The organism is Prevotella sp. TF12-30, from assembly GCF_003436715.1.
GTDB classification, from domain to species: domain Bacteria; phylum Bacteroidota; class Bacteroidia; order Bacteroidales; family Bacteroidaceae; genus Prevotella; species Prevotella copri_A.
This window is the reverse complement of sequence record NZ_QSQJ01000018.1, coordinates 39,142-55,828: the sequence shown is the minus strand read 5'-3', so window position 1 is coordinate 55,828 and position 16,687 is coordinate 39,142. Positions and strand designations below refer to the sequence as shown.

General features: G+C 45.4%; 10 protein-coding genes. 9 read left to right on the top strand and 1 reads right to left on the bottom strand.

The features are described 5' to 3' along the window. Nucleotides 1–3: 3 nt before the first annotated feature. Nucleotides 4–2,550, bottom strand: a complete 2,547-nt coding sequence (locus tag DXD25_RS08595) for a transglycosylase domain-containing protein (RefSeq protein ID WP_117662947.1) — start codon at nt 2,548–2,550, stop codon at nt 4–6. 275 nt (nt 2,551–2,825) lie between these two features. Here DXD25_RS08595 and DXD25_RS08590 point away from each other — a divergent pair, with 275 nt between their 5' ends. The 9 genes from DXD25_RS08590 (at nt 2,826) to DXD25_RS08550 (ending at nt 16,685) form a co-directional block, all read left to right on the top strand. Next, nucleotides 2,826–4,304, top strand: a complete 1,479-nt coding sequence (locus DXD25_RS08590) for an L-fucose/L-arabinose isomerase family protein (protein WP_117662945.1) — start codon at nt 2,826–2,828, stop codon at nt 4,302–4,304. A 134-nt stretch (nt 4,305–4,438) separates the two neighbouring features. Then, nucleotides 4,439–4,858: a GNAT family N-acetyltransferase gene (locus DXD25_RS08585; RefSeq protein ID WP_158556317.1), complete on the top strand. Its 420-nt coding sequence runs from the start codon at nt 4,439–4,441 to the stop codon at nt 4,856–4,858. Between the two features lie 27 nt (nt 4,859–4,885). Next, entirely contained in the window at nt 4,886–5,722 is an 837-nt protein-coding gene (locus tag DXD25_RS08580) for a glycoside hydrolase family 16 protein (protein WP_370453409.1), read from the top strand. Nucleotides 5,723–5,899: 177 nt separating this feature from the next. Continuing rightward, the gene (locus DXD25_RS08575; RefSeq protein ID WP_117662941.1) at nt 5,900–7,225 is read left to right on the top strand and encodes a TolC family protein; all 1,326 of its coding nucleotides are present in this window, start codon (nt 5,900–5,902) and stop codon (nt 7,223–7,225) included. 123 nt (nt 7,226–7,348) lie between these two features. After that, nucleotides 7,349–8,404, top strand: coding sequence for an HlyD family secretion protein (locus DXD25_RS08570; RefSeq protein ID WP_370453410.1), 1,056 nt, complete (start codon nt 7,349–7,351; stop codon nt 8,402–8,404). A gap of 22 nt (nt 8,405–8,426) precedes the next feature. Next, the gene (locus DXD25_RS08565) at nt 8,427–10,121 is read left to right on the top strand and encodes an MFS transporter (protein ID WP_117662939.1); all 1,695 of its coding nucleotides are present in this window, start codon (nt 8,427–8,429) and stop codon (nt 10,119–10,121) included. A gap of 122 nt (nt 10,122–10,243) precedes the next feature. After that, complete coding sequence (locus tag DXD25_RS08560) at nt 10,244–11,071, top strand: AraC family transcriptional regulator (RefSeq protein ID WP_117662937.1); 828 nt, start codon at nt 10,244–10,246, stop codon at nt 11,069–11,071. A 687-nt stretch (nt 11,072–11,758) separates the two neighbouring features. After that, nucleotides 11,759–15,016, top strand: a complete 3,258-nt coding sequence (locus DXD25_RS08555) for a type I restriction endonuclease subunit R (protein ID WP_117662936.1) — start codon at nt 11,759–11,761, stop codon at nt 15,014–15,016. A gap of 10 nt (nt 15,017–15,026) precedes the next feature. Next, entirely contained in the window at nt 15,027–16,685 is a 1,659-nt protein-coding gene (locus DXD25_RS08550) for an N-6 DNA methylase (protein WP_117662934.1), read from the top strand. Nucleotides 16,686–16,687: the final 2 nt, after the last annotated feature.

Sequence of the window (16,687 nt, the reverse complement as noted above, 5' to 3'; positions counted from 1 at the left end):
TTTTTAAAGGTCGTCGAAGTTGACAGGCTGTTCTGTTGGCTTTGTCTTCTTCTTCTCTTTCTTTTCTTCTGTAGCTCCTGAAGCAGAAGATTCTCCTTCCGACTTGACTGCAGGAACCTCCTTGGTAATAGGATTGCCGTTTTCGTCGAGGATGATTTCCTCTGTGAATGCGGTGCTATCCACACGGGTAGTATCTACCTTTGGTTTTGGTGCATAGCTTGCGCAGATATACATATCTCGTGTAATGTCGCCATCCTGTGGCTTGTCGAACTTGGCGTGATACTGCTGGAAGGCAGGATCGCCGAATACAGACTGCATGAAGTAACCGCATATTGGCAATGCTGTTCGGGAACCCTGACCCAAGGCTCCGGTGCGGAAGTGGAGACAGCGGTATTCGCCGCCTACCCAGGCACCAACCACCAGTTTAGGACTTACACACATGAACCAGGCATCTGAGTGGTTGTTGGTCGTACCCGTCTTTCCGCCAAATTCGGTGTCACGGTATTTGCCTACATATCCCCAAAGGCTCTGCGAAGTACCGCCTGGCTCCTTCATACCGCCCTGCAGCAGCTGCTGCATCAGGAAGGCACTCTTGTAAGGAATTACCTGCTCCTCTGTAGAAGGACCTTCATATACCACCTTTCCGTCATGGTCCACAATCTTGGTAACCAATACCGGGTCGTGGTGCTTACCATTGTTTGAAATAGTGCTGTATGCGCAAGCCATTTCAAGCAGGTTGACATCGCTTGAACCCAAGGCAAGGGCTGGTGTATCATCCAACGGACTGTTGATACCCATCTTCTGGGCGGTTTCGATGATGCGCTTGATGCCCATCTCCTGTCCCAGGCGTACTGCCACGGAGTTGATACTCTTGGCGAAGGCACTCTTCAATGGGATACTGTCACCCGAGAACGAACCGTTGGCGTTGGATGGTCTCCAGATGGTCATCTCGTGCTTCTTCTTGTCATATACCTCCATAGAGATATATTCGTCGCGGCGCTTGTCGCAAGGAGTCAATCCCTGGTTCATTGCCTCTGTATAGACGAAGAGCTTGAAGGTAGAACCCGGCTGGCGCTCGGCTGTTACCTTGTCATACTTCCAGTGGTCGAAGTCGATGTCGCCCACCCATGCCTTCACGGCTCCCGTCTGTGGCTCCATAGCCACGAAAGCACTGTGCATGAAGGTAGTCATATACTTGATACTATCTTCAGAAGTCATGTTGATAGTGATGCTTCCCTTGTCGTAATCGAATACCTTAACCGGGTGAACCCACTCCTTATAATAGTAGTTCACGGAGTCTGGATTGTTAGGGAAACGAGCCACCAGATCCTTGTAGAATGGCTGTCGCTCGGCGATGCCCTGGATGAAGTTTGGAATCACCTGGTGGTTCTCATCCTGCCAAGGTTCCTGTCCCATCCATTTTCCCTTTCCTGCCTGTGTGCGGCGGATGCTCCAGTGGTTGTTGAAGTTCTGCTGCACCTGCTTCATCTGCTTGCGGGCTGCCTCCTCGGCATACTTCTGCATGCGGGTATCTATGGTGGTGTAGATCTTCAATCCGCTGGTATAGAGATCGTAACCTTCCTCCTTGCACCAGTCTTTCAGGTAGTTGGCTACAGCCTCACGGAAGTATTTAGCCTGTCCGTCGTAGTTTTCCTCTACCTTGAAGTCGAGCTTGATAGGCTCAGCCTTCAGCTGGTCGTATTCTGCATGTGACAGATCGCCGTGTGTCACCATATTATATAATACGGTGTTGCGGCGTGCCAGACTGTTCTCCGGATTGGTACGTGGATTGTAATAGGTGGTAGCCTTCAGCATACCCACGAGTACGGCAGCCTGGTCGGTGGTCAACTCCTTAGGAGTGGTATTGAAGTAAGTCTTGGCGGCAGTCTTGATACCGTAAGAGTTACTACCGAAATCCACGGTGTTGGCATACATGGTGATGATTTCCTTCTTCGAGAAAACCGTCTCCAGCTTCACGGCGATGATCCACTCCTTGCTCTTGATGATGAGCAGGCGGAGTACAGGCACCTTGCCGAGCAATCCCGTAGAATACTGCGAACGGACGCGGAACATATTCTTTGCCAGCTGCTGCGTGATGGTAGAAGCACCACGGCCATTGTGATGCAGGAGAGCATCCTTGGCAGCAGCGAAAACGCCGATAGGGTCGATACCGATATGCTTGTAGAAACGCTCATCCTCGGTATCTACCAGAGCCTTGAAGAAGGCTGGGTTCACCTCGTCGTATTCTACAGGAGTACGATTCTCATTGAAATACTTACCGATGAGCTTGCCATCGGCACTATAAATCAAGGAAGCCTCGGAAGTCTGCGGATTCAGGATACCTGAAAAATAACCAGGTGACTTACCGAAAAGCCATAAGAAGTTAATATCGACAGCACCTAAATAAAGGATAAAGGCGACAATACAACTTGCCAAGGCGACTACCGTCTTGGTGTACCACGCTCTTCCCTGATACAATGTCTTGTACCAAGGCCAAAAGGCGCAAAGCTTTTGCCATATCCAGGCAAAGATAGTCTTGACTTTGTTCATAATCGTTTTTCTGTTTTTGTCGGTGCAAAGGTACAATAATAATTTGAAAAACCATCAATCTTTGTGTTTTTATTTGTTATAAAGTCTCAATCGATGTGTATGAAATGTTTCAGGAACTTTATCGGATGTTTCATTCCAGCGGAAATCTTCTGTTTTTAACTTTTTTCACCATAAAAAAACTCTTAAAATGCTTGCTGAAACAAAAAATATTAGTACCTTTGCGCTCAGCAAAAACAAGTCGATTATATAAAAACTTAATATAAAACACAAGAATTATGGTAAGCAACAACATTCCACAAGTAAAGCTCGGCATCATTGCCGTTAGCCGTGACTGTTTTCCAATTGCGCTTTCTACTCAGCGCCGTGAGAACATCGTAAAAGAGTACAAAGGTGAGATTTTCAACTGTCAGACTACAGTTGAGAACGAGAAAGATATGCTCAAGGCTGTGGCTGAAGTGAAGGAGCAGGGCTGCAACGCTCTGGTTGTATTCCTTGGTAACTTCGGTCCTGAGACCCCTGAGACTTTGATTGCAAAGAACTTCGATGGTCCTGTTATGTTCGTAGCAGCTGCTGAAGGTGATGGCGACATGATCAATGGTCGTGGTGATGCATACTGCGGTATGCTCAACTGCTCTTACAACCTCGGTATGCGCCACTTGAAGGGTTATATTCCAGAGTACCCTGTTGGTACAGCAGAGGAAGTAGCTAAGATGATTGCAGACTTCGTACCTGTGGCTCGCGTCATCCTCGGTTTGAAGGGCTTGAAGATTATCACTTTCGGTCCACGTCCTCAGGACTTCTTCGCCTGCAACGCTCCAATCAAGGGCTTGTATGAACTCGGTGTAGAGATTGAGGAAAACTCAGAGCTCGACCTCCTCGTAGCTTACAAGGAGCACGAGAACGATCCACGTATCGACGAGGTTTGCGCTGATATGGCAAAGGAGATGGGCGAGGGATGCTACTATCCTGATCTCAGCCGCAGAATGGCACAGTTTGAGTTGACATTGCTCGACTGGGCAGAGGCTCACAAGGGTTCTCGCCAGTATGTAGCATTCGCAGACAAGTGCTGGCCAGCCTTCCCAAGCCAGTTCGGTTTCGAGCCTTGCTATGTTAACAGCCGTCTCGTTAGCCGCGGTATTCCTGTAGCTTGCGAGGTTGATATCTATGGTGCATTGTCTGAGTACATCGGTATGTGTGCATCTGATGATACCGTTACATTGCTCGACATCAACAACTCTGTTCCTCAGTATATCTATGATGAGGATATCAAGGGCAAGTACGACTATAAGTTGACTGATACCTTTATGGGCTTCCACTGTGGTAACACTCCACAGTGCAAGATGTGCTCTAGCCGTAAGATCAAGTATCAGTTGATCCAGAATCGTTTGTTGGAGAATGGTGGCACACCAGACTTCACCCGTGGTACTTTGGAGGGTGATATCGCTGCATCTGACATCACATTCTATCGTCTGCAGTGCGATTCAGAGGGTAACCTCCGTTCTTACATCGCAGAGGGTGAGGTTCTCGATGTTCCTACACGTTCATTCGGTGGTATCGGTATCTTCGCCATCAACGAGATGGGCCGCTTCTATCGCCACGTCTTGGTTCAGAAGGGCTATCCACACCACGGAGCAGTAGCTTTCTCTCATGTAGGCAAGACCCTGTTCGAGGTATTCAAGTATCTTGGCATCAAGGATATCGCTTACAACCAGCCAGCTAGCCTGCCTTATCCAACCGAGAATCCTTGGAAGTAAAAATATGAAGGGCAAAAGCTTTGAATTTAAAAAGCTTTTGCCCTTTCTTCTTTTATTAAAAAAATAAAATATTCCCTGCAATTCTTGGCAATCTCCGAAATATATGCTAAGTTTGCACCATGAAAGAACCTAGATTGATAGAATTAACAGAATTGAAACCAGGTTATTTGGCAAGTATCAATAACTTATTGTCGCAGTTGAGTGATAGCGTACATACTATCACCGAGGAAAAATTGAACTCTTTGCTCTCCTCATCCCAAAGTCATCTCTATGTCTTGGAAGCCGATGGACAATTCATCGGTATGACCACCCTCTGCCTTTATCAATGCCCTACCGGATGGAAGGCATGGATAGAAGATGTGGTGGTGGATAGAAACTTTCGTGGCAAGGGATATGGCAAGCTGATGATTCTGCAGGTGATGGAACTGTGCAGGAAGAGGGGAGAGGTAACGCTGATGCTCACCTCGCGCCCATCCCGTGTCGTTGCCAACCAGCTCTATCAGAGCCTGGGCTTCGAAAAGAGAGAAACCAACGTCTATAAAATGAAATCCTAATTTTTGGATTTAAAAATATCAGTAACTATGAACATGAAATCTACATGGATGGCGTGCTGCCTGCTGATGCTGTTGGGCATTCCAGGCATGGCCAAAGACAACAAGACTAACAAAAGCAACAAGTACAAACTGGTTTGGCAGGAAGATTTCAAGGGAAGCTCCTTTGATGCTAAATCATGGAGTAAGATTCCGCGTGACAGACCCGACTGGAAGCGCCACATGTCTTATGACGACCGTCTCTATGAAGTAAAGGACGGCAAACTCATCCTCTATGGCGTAAATAATGATGGTACCTATCAGTATGATCTGAACGGTGATGGCAAGTTGGAAGCTGATACTGCACGCTTTGTCACCGGCGGCTTATACACCAAGCACAAGAAGACGATAGAATATGGTAAGGTGGAAGTAAGAGCCAAGTTGGGACAGGCACAGGGCGCTTGGCCAGCAATCTGGATGTTACCGGATAGAGATATTGCCTGGCCAATGGGTGGAGAAATCGACATCATGGAGCATCTCAACTATGATCCGATGGCTTATCAGACTGTTCATACCTATTATACGCATACCCTGAAGCTGGATTCCAATCCTCCTCATTTTGCTACTGGCAAGATAGATACCAATGGATATAATGTGTATGCGGTAGAGATTCTGCCAGATGAACTCATCTTCTCTATCAATGGTGAGAAGACCTTCTCCTATCCTCGCATTCAGACCGATAAGGAAGGACAGTATCCTTTCGGTGATTCTTTTTACCTGCTCATTGATATGCAGATAGAAGGCAGCTGGGTAGGAAAGGCAGACCCATCCCAGTTGCCGGTGAAAATGGAGATTGATTGGGTAAAAATGTATAAACTGAAAAAATAAACACTTCCCTCACAGACGACATCTGTGAGGGATTTTTGTTTTCTGGATACAGATATGGAAAAGAAACGGCAATTTTGAACATTTTGTGATATTTTGTGAATAGTGATAATCGACAGAAAAGCAGTACCTTTGCACCAGAAAACAATCATATTGTATATCATAAGAAACATATTAAAGATGAACAAGAAAAAGATATTGTGTTTTTGTCTGGCTCTCGGGGCTTTTTCTGCTATGATGGCGCAGGAAACTCTGTCGCTGAGCCAGTGCCTGCAGATGGCAGTGGATAACAACCTGTCGCTGCAGAAAAGCAGGAACGAGATTGCTAAGGGAAAGTATTCCATCAGCGAGAACCAGGCGAAGCTGTTGCCGCAGATTAATGCCGTGGCACAGTTGAACGACAACTTCACCCCTCCCGTTTCCGTGACGGATGGTTCTGCCTACGGCAAACCTTATAATGTAACCAAAACCCTGCAGTATAATGCTTCGGCAGGCTTGCAGCTCCAGATGCCACTCTACAACCAGATGGTGAATACTGCCATCGACATTGCCAAGATTGCAGACCATCTCAACCAGCTCTCTTACGAGAAGGCACGTGAAGATCTCATCGTGCAGACCGCCAAGATGTATTATATGGCGCAGAATACGGCTGAGCAGATCCGTCTGGTGAACGACAACATCAAGCGTCTGGAGGAACTCTATGGTATTACCAAGGCTTTCTACGATAATCAGATGAGTCTGGAGGTGGATGTGAAGCGTGTGAAACTCAACATCGAGAATCTCACCGTGCAGCGCGATAACGCCATCGCTATGCTCGACCAGCAATATACCATGCTCAAGTATGTGATAGATTATCCTGCAGAAAGGCAAATCAAGGTAAGTGATGTGAATCCGGGGGAGATAGAAACGGTGAATGCCAACGGACTGAACACCAATCTCTACGAACTCCAGCTTCTGGAGAAGAGAAAGGAACTTGCCCAGAAGCAGACAAAGCTCGCCAAGGACGGTTATCTGCCATCGGTGAGCCTTACCGGAAGCCTGATGTATTCTGCCTTCACCGATAAGATAGAACATTGGATTCATTCGGGCGAATCCAACCACTGGTATGGTTCCAACGGCATCGGCATCCAGCTGAGAGTGCCAGTCTTTGATGGTTTCGAGAAGCGTTCCAAGATCAGACGTGCCAAGGTGGAGGAGGAGAATGCCCGCATCGGATACGAGGATGCCTTGAAAGGCATGCAGGCAAACTATATGAACGCCGTGAGCGAGGTGAACAACAGTCAGCGCAACTACAAGAAGCAGTTTGACAACTACACCCTGGCGCAGGATGTATATAGCGTAACTGCCGACCAGTATAAGGAAGGTGTAGGAACGATGACCGCCGTTCTTCAGGATGAGATGCGCATGAGCGAAGCCATGAACAATTATCTCACCGCCTATTATAAATATAAGGTGGCGAATCTCTCGCTCCTGAAACTCACCGGACAGTTGGACCAGGTAAAATAGCAAAGTAATCATGTAATAATAAGAACAATCAATCAGAATATAACAATGGAACAGAACGAAAACAACAAGATAGAAACCGCTCGTGAGGATAATGCAGCAACCACTCAGACTTCTCACGAGGAAATGCAGAAGAAACTGAAGAAGCAGCGCATCCGTCAGATCATCGCCAGTCTCATCGGCGTAGCCATTCTCGCCTTCGGTCTCTGGAAGATCGTCTGCCTTTTTCTGGATTATAATGCCAACGAAACCAGCAATGATGCCCAGGTAGAGCAGTATATCTCTCCTGTCAACCTCCGTGCATCGGGCTATATCGCCAAGGTTTGCTTCAAGGAACACGAGGAGGTTCATAAGGGTGATACCCTTCTTATCCTCGACGACCGTGAGTATCGCATCCGCCTGATGGAGGCTGAGGCGGCACTGAAGGATGCCAAGGCGGGTGCCAACGTGATTGATGCTACCCAGCAGACCACCCAGACTTCGGCTTCCGTCTATTCGGCATCTATTGATGAGATAGAGGTGCGCCTTGCCAAACTTGCCAAAGACTGCGAGCGCTATCGCAACCTGGTAGAGAAGAAGGCGGCTACACCTATCCAGCTGGAGCAGCTGGAAGTGGAATATGCGGCTACCAAGAAGAAACTGGAGTCGGTAAAGCGACAGCAGGCTGCTGCCTATAAGGGCGTGAACGAGGTAGTTACCCGCAAGCAGAATGTGGCTGCTGCCATCCAACGGGCTGAGGCTGCGGTGGAGATGGCGAAGCTGAACCTCTCTTATTGTGTGGTTGTTGCACCATGTGATGGTAAGTTGGGTCGCCGCACCCTGGAAGAGGGACAGATGGTAAGCGCCGGAACCACCATCACCTATATCCTTCCTAATGCCCAAAAGTGGGTCATCGCCAACTATAAGGAAACTCAGGTAGAGAATCTCTATGTGGGGCAGAAGGTACGCATGACGGTGGATGCCATCAGCAACAAGGAGTTTGAGGGCACCGTTACCGCTATCTCCGGTGCTACCGGTTCCAAGTATTCTCTTGTTCCTACCGATAACTCAGCCGGCAACTTCGTGAAGATCCAGCAGCGTGTGCCTGTAAGAATCGACTTCACTAACCTCAGTAAGGAAGACAATGCCCGCCTGGCAGCAGGTATGATGGTGATTGTGAAGGCGGAGAGAAATAAAAAGTAGCTTGAAGGAAATGAAGTAATATATGGAAGAAGAATATAAGAATTATCCGTTCTATGACTGGGTGCCGAAACCGCTTGGCATCATCTTCATGATTATCCTCTTCGTGCCGATGATTACGATGAGTGGTGTCTATTCCGCCAACAGCGGAGAGATGATGAGCGGACTGGGCATCCAGTCGGAATACATCGCCTTTGCGGGCTTCTGCACGTCGATAGGAATGGCGGCTTTCTCGCCGTTCTTCTACGAACTGGTGTGCATCCGGAGAGAGAAGATGATGTGTATCGTGGGATTCTCCATTCTCTTTTTGCTCAGTTTTGTCTGCGCCCAGACCGATTCGCTGTTCATCCTCGGACTGTGCAGTCTGCTGATGGGTTTTGTTCGCCAGACGCTTCTGATGGCGCATCTTTTTGTACTCATCCGATATGGTTTCGGTATCGAGGCAACGAAGAATATCACGCCGGGTTGCGAGCCTACCACCGAGGAGGCTTGGGATGCGGTGGATTCAGAAAAGATGGTGTCCCAGCCGGTCATCTATCTCTTCTTCATGATCATCGGACAGTTGGGCACCTGGCTCACGGCTTGGCTTGCCTATGCTTACGAGTGGCAGTATGTGTATCATTTCATGATGGCATTCATGCTGGCGGGCATCATCATCGTGTTCTTCACCATGCCTTATCATAAGTATCCGATGCCGAAGTTCCCGATTACGATGTCGAAGTTCGGCAATGTCACGGTGTTCAGCATCATGCTCTGCTCGTTTGCCTATGTAATGGTGTTCGGCAAGACGCTGGATTGGTTTGATGATCCTACTATCCGTTACTCTACGGTGGTCTGTCTCATCTTCACCGCCCTGTTTGTCTATCTGGAGAAGACCCGCCGCTCACCTTATTTTATCATGGAGGTATTCCAGCTCAGGGTTATCAATTACGGCATCATGCTGTTCTTCCTCCTGATGGTCTGCAACTCCAGCGCCATGTTCGTGAATGTATTCACCAATGTGGGAATGAAGATAGACAACTGGCAGAATGCCACCCTGGGCAACTGGGTGATGGTGGGATATACCGTGGGCTTGATTTTTGCGGTCATCGCCCGAGCCAAGAATGTTCATCTGAAGTGGATGTACTGTCTGGGCTTCCTCTTTATCGGAGGCTACGCCCTCTTTATGTATTTCGAGGTACAGAACGACGGCATGTATGAGCGTATGAAATGGCCTATCATTATCCGTTCTACGGGAATGATGCTGCTCTATTCGCTCATCTCCACGATAGCCAATCAGCGCATGCCTTACCGCTTCATGTCCACCTGGGTCTGCATCATGCTCACCGTGCGTATGGTCATCGCCCCTTGCATCGGTTCGGCGCTCTACACCAATGTGCTTCAGCATCGCCAGCAGTATTACGTCACCCGCTTTGCACAGGATTACGACCGTACCAGCTTGGAGACGGCAAAGACCTATGACCAGACGGTAAGAGGCATGCAGTATCAGGGCAAGACAGAGACCGAGGCGCAGAACATGGCTGCCATGAGTGTGAAGGGAAAGGTACAGGTTCAGGCTACGCTGGTATCCATCAAGGAGATGGCAGGCTGGACCTTCTATGGCTGTCTGGTATGTGCCGGACTGATGCTCGTGATACCTTGGCGCAAGCGCAACATCAAGGAGCTGACCCGCGAGTATCTGCTGAAGAATGTGAATGAGAAAAACTTGGGAAGAAGGTAAAGACAAGAAAGCAGATTCTTCCGGAAGCGACAGGATTCTGCTAAAATATCATAAATAATCAAGGCAATCATCAGAGGAGATTGATATTTTTGTTATCTTCGCAGCTAAAGCAATTTTTTAGAATGGAGATAACAGACAATATAATCATATATGAGGCTCATGATTTCCCTCATTTTCTGATGCAGCCTTTCTATTCTGATTATGTCGGAATAGTAGTTTGTCATCAAGGGATGTTACGTTTCTGTGTAGATGGAACATCCTTTGTTGCGTCTATGGGAGAGACCGTTTTTCTCTCTCCCGGAATCCTGTTTCATGTGCAGGAAGTCTCTGCAGACTTCCGATACACGTTGCTTTTTTATCGTGTGGAACAGATTCTCCATATGCTGGGAAATACCGTAGTCAGCATGCGGCTTTATTCTACGCTCTATCCCAAGTCGTGCACGGTGGCTCATACGGGATATGAGGAGATGCTGACCTCTTATGCCCGGATGCTTTTGGATTTAGAGCAGAAGGAGAAGCATGACACCTACAGTTTGCATGAGCAGAAGTTGCTTCTGATGGCGGTAACCTATCGTCTTTGCAGCATCTTCTCTGCTTCGTTCCAGAAGGAAGGTAAGGAGATGCGACGTAAGATAGAGACTTTCGAGATGTTGGTGAAGCTGATAGAGGAGAACTTTATGCGTGAGCGTACGGTAGCTTTTTATGCCGACCAGCTTTGTCTCACTCCGAAGTATCTTTCGGTGATAGTGAAGTCGGTATGTGGCAAGACGGTTCAGCAGTTGATTTTCAAGGCGATTATCCGTCGCAGCATTTATCTGATGAAGAATACGAACATGACGATTCAGCAGATAGCCAGTGATCTCAGCTTCCCTAATGCCTCATCCTTCGGCACCTTCTTCAAGAAGCATACCGGGTTGTCGCCAAAGAATTACCGCATGGGGGCGGAGTAACTTCGAATAATCTTCGTACCTTTGCAGCACTAGTACCCGCCAAGCCTCTCAACGATGCTCAAATGTGCGGGTTGTTTTATTTTTATACATTTCCCTTGCTGAGATTCTCGTGTTTTCAAACGGTTCTTATTTCTTGAGGAATATTGAAAATATGGAAGAAAATGGTAATGTGTTAATAATCAAATGATTATGATTTTGCTGGTTAATAGCGTTGAAATAGAAATTTTATAGTTGTACGACTATAACCCCTATAGTTGTACAACTATAACTCTACAGTTGTACGACTATAGCCTATATAGTCGTACGACTACAACTTTATAGTCGTACAACTATAGGGTATTCGATTAATTAGAAGCAGAAAATAGGGTATTCGAGATGCTCAAAACGCCCTGTTTTCGTTGCTAGATTCCAAGTTTACCAGTATGCAAAATTTGGTTATAAGTATTGACAGAAATAACACTTGTTGCTGAGAAAGATTCCTTCTGTTCCAAATGAAATAGGCTTCGATGGTGAATGAAGCCTATTTCAATCGCATATGAAGCCTGTTTCGATAGCATATGAATACGAATTTATGTTTCTGCTCTCTCTGCTCACTTTCTTTGTTATATCTTGTTAAAGATTAGCTTTGAATCAGATATTTATAAAAAGAAATCACTATATTTGCATCTAAAGCAATAAAATGAAGCAATGAGTAAATTCAACGAAGCAACAAGAGTTCAGATGCCAGCAATGGTTCACCTTACTCGATTAGGCTATTCTTATTTCGGAAAGATTAGCGAAGATATGGCAGGGACAGTCTATGACCCTGACACGAATATATTGACTGAAATTTTCAGAGAACAATTTTATAAGTTGAACCCATCAGCAAAGAAAGATGGGTTCAAGAGCATTTTGCGCTCCATTCGCCAAGAACTAAAGAATGATGACCTCGGTAAGTCTTTTTACAAAAGATTACAGGCTGTATCTCCCATCAAATTGATAGACTTTGAAAATCCTCAGAACAACACTTTTCATTTTACCGCTGAATTCACTTGTAAAAATGGGCAAGATGAATTCCGCCCAGACATTACTTTGTTTGTCAATGGCTTGCCTCTTTGCTTCGTAGAGGTAAAAAAGCCAAACAATCATGGAGGAATTGTAGCTGAAAGCAAGCGAATGAATCAAGAGCGTTTCCCAAACAAAAAGTTTCGTAGCTTCATCAACATCACACAGTTGATGATATTTTCTAATAATATGGAGTACGATACGATGGGGGGAATAGTTCCTATCCAAGGAGCTTTCTATTGCACTGCTGCAAGAGAAAACGCCCCCTTCAATTGCTTCCGTGAGGAGAATCCTTCCAATCTCCCGATAGCACCTTATAATGCGAATTATCCATATAAGGGAATCAACCAAAAAGAAGAAAGACAAATCTTGGCAGACTTCAACTGTCAAGTTATTCATCATACACCGGAGTATCAAACCAATCTTGGCGTCAATACTCCTACGAACCGTATGCTTACCTCCATGTGCAGCCCTGAGCGATTGCTCTTTATCATCAAGTATGGCATAGCATACGTTAAAATGGAGAAAGAAGTAGATGGTAAAATAGAAAGCACCGATCAAAAGCACATCATGCGCTACCAGCAGATGTTTGCCGCACTCGCTATCCGCCAACAACTCTCAGAAGGAGCTACTTCTGGCGTAGTATGGCATACACAAGGTAGTGGAAAAACGGCTCTGTCCTTTTATCTCACCTATGTTCTGTCCGACTATTATGCCAAGAAGAATATGGTTGCAAAATTCTATTTCATAGTAGATAGAATAGACTTACTAGAACAAGCCACCCAAGAGTTTGAGGCTCGTGGACTCGTTGTTTCAACAGCCAATACTCGTGCGGAATTAATGACTCAGTTCCGCAACAATCATGCACAAGAAGGTACCAGTGGACAGCAAGAGATAACAGTTGTGAACATCCAGCGCTTTGCCGAAGACAAGCAAAAGGTAGAACTTCCGGCTTACGCAACAAACCTACAGCGTGTTTTCATTATGGACGAGGCACATCGTGGTTACAAACCTGGTGGTTGTTTTCTAGCCAATCTTTTTGATGCAGATCCAAATTCCATCAAGATAGCCTTGACAGGAACTCCTCTGCTAAAGAAAGATTGTGCTTCGAGGGTGGTTTTCCAACGCTACTTCCATACTTATTATTATGACCGTTCTATTGCTGACGGATATACATTAAAGATTATCCGTGAGGATATAGAGACCTCATATAAGGAACGTCTGTCTGAGGTTTACGATAAGTTGGAAACTCTTGTACATAAAAAAGACATCAAGCGTTCACAAATCATGGAGCACGATAGTTATGTCGGGGAGTTAGCTCGTTACATTGCTGACGACTTAACCAAATTCCGCAAGATACAAGGTGATGATACACTTGGAGGCATGGTTATTTGCGAGACAAGCGAACAAGCAAGGAAGTTATATGAGGCTTTTCAAAACTTCTCGGATGGTGGCTTTGCTAATACACTTGACAATGGATATGCCAAGCCTATCCAAATCAAAATGGATGGACAAGAGTGGATGGTAGCCAATGCCATACCGACGCTAGGTTATAAGAAGCATCCATTGAAAGTAGGACTCATCTTGCACGATAGCGATGACAAGGAAACTCGCAAGCAAATTATCAAGGACTTCAAGAAGAACATGAGCATCGACTTGCTTGTTGTCTTCAATATGCTCTTGACCGGTTTCGATGCGCCACGCTTAAAGAGACTTTATTTTGGTCGCAAGCTCCGTGACCATAACCTTTTGCAGGCACTCACACGTGTCAATCGACCATACAAGAACAATCGTTATGGGTATGTCATCGACTTTGCTAACATCAAGCAAAATTTTGAAGAGACCAACGAGGCTTACCTCAAAGAGTTGAACCGATTCAACAATCCAGACGAAGTGGATGGCAATCATACCACCGATACTTTCTCACAGGTTATAGAAGACCCTGAGGAATTGATTCGACAGATGAAAGATGTACGCCAAACATTGTTTGATTACACGACAAACAATGTAGAGGATTTTTCGTCTGAGATTTCTTCCATCGAAGACAAGCAAGTGCTGATCGACTTGAAGAAAGCGCTGGTTTCAGCCAAGGATTGTGCCAATATAGTACGTACATTCGGTGATGACAGCTTGAAGGATGCTTTCAGTAAGGTTGAACTGACCAAACTCCCAGATATGCTAAAGGAAGTGCAACACCACATCGACATCATCAACCAAAAGGAAGCCTTTGCCATATCTGATGAGACCAAGCAACTCGTCAATGAAGCTATGCAAGACATCCGCTTCAATTTTTCTAAAATTGGAGAGGAAGAAATGAAAATGATAGCAGGTGGACAGGAGTTACAGGAAAAATGGGCTTTAGTGATTCACAAATTCACAGAAAATACAGACCCTGACGATCCTGAATATATCACTCTGCGTGATGCCTTCATGCAAAGATTCAAGGAGCATGGCTTCGTCGTTGATAGTATCGCTAAGTTTAATCAGGAAAGTAAGGAGCTTGATGAAATCATCGAACGATTGGTGAAATTACAGGAAAGCAACAACCGCTTGCTGAAGAAATATAATGGTGACACGAAGTTTGCCAATGTCCACAAGCGGATTCACGAAGAAAACCAACGAAGATTGAAAGAGCACAAGCCATTCATCTTCAGTTATTATGATAATGATATTGTGGCGATACTTTCTGACATAAAATCAGAAATAGATCAAAAAGTTTACGACCGTGCAGACATTCTGAAGAAAGATGAATATTTCGATTGTACTGTTATGACAGAGATAGCCCAATCTCTCAATCATTATCCGAGCATAGAGGCTCAAATGGACGATTTCACTTTCATTCAAACCAGAATAGCTCGTCAATACATCAATCAATATAATAGAACATATCCAAGTAATTAAATATAAAAATATGACAATAAGAGAAAAAACCGTAGCCCTCATCGATGCCCTGAAAGCAACTTGCAAGACATACGGCATGGGCAATGACGGCAATGAGTATAAAATTATCACACAGGTATTCCTATATAAATTCTTGAATGACAAGTTTGGCTATGCCATCAAACACTCAGGAAACCGCTATGCTGAGAAAATTTGCACAGCAGAGAAATGGGAAACCGCTTACAGTGAGTTGAGTGACATGGAGCGCATGATGTTGCTGGCTTCCTTGTCTCCAGACCTGCCACGTTTGAAACCAGAGCATCTGATTGCAAACCTCTGGAACCAGCAGGCAAAGGGTGATTTTGATTTTATCTTCGACAATACGATGAGCGACATTGCGGAGCAGAATCTTGCCATATTCTCTACACAGACCACACAAAACACCAAGATACCTCTCTTTGAGCCATTAACCCAATATGTGACAGATGTGGCTCAGAGAGCACCATTTGCACGTGCCATGGTGGATAAGCTTGCCAATTTCTCTTTTGAGGAAGCATTTTCAGAGCATTACGACTTCTTCGCCAATATCTTTGAATATCTCATCAAAGACTACAACACAGCTGGAGGCGGAAAATATGCAGAATATTACACTCCTCATGCCATCGCTACCATTATGGCCAGATTATTAGTGGGTGATCATGCCGACCTCCATAATATTGAATGCTACGACCCATCAGCAGGTACAGGTACTTTGCTGATGGCATTGTCACATCAAATCGGAGAAGACCGCTGTACTATTTTTGCCCAAGATATTTCTCAACGAAGCAACAAGATGCTCAAGCTCAACCTGTTGCTCAATGGTTTGGTATCTTCACTTGATCATGCCATTCAAGGTGACACACTCGTTGCACCTTACCATAAAAGCGATGACGGACAAAGCCTTCGCCAGTTCGATTTTGTGGTAAGCAATCCACCATTCAAGATGGATTTCAGCGATACAAGAGAGAAGATAGCAGCCTTTCCTGCTCGTTTCTGGGCAGGAGTACCAAAAGTGCCAGCGAAGAAAAAAGACAGCATGGCAATCTATACCTGCTTCATCCAGCATGTTATCAATTCTTTGAAGAAAAACTCAGGCAAGGGAGCTATTGTTATTCCAACAGGATTCATCACCGCCAAGAGTGGCATTGAGAACAAAATCCTAAAACATATCGTTGACAACAAGATAGTTTATGGCTGCGTATCCATGCCAAGTAATGTCTTTGCCAACACAGGAACCAATGTTTCTGTACTCTTCTTCGATGATTCAAAGAAGAGTGATAAAGTGGTATTGATTGATGCCAGCAAACTTGGTGAGGAATACAAAGATAGCAATGGCTTGAAAAAGGTTCGTCTTCGTGACGAGGAGATTGACCAGATAGTCAGCACTTTTCAAAATAAGGAAGCTGTGGATGACTTCTCTGTCAATGTGACCTACGATGAAATCAAAGAGAAGGGATATAGCCTCTCTGCCGGACAGTATTTTGATATCAAGATAGACTATGTGGATATTACGGAAGAAGAGTTCAATAAGCGAATGAGCGATTATAAAACTACGCTTACACAACAATTCACAGAAAGTCATCGTTTGGAAGAGGAGATTATGAAACAACTCGGAAGTCTTAGCTTTAATAGAAATGTAGGAAAGGAATAAAG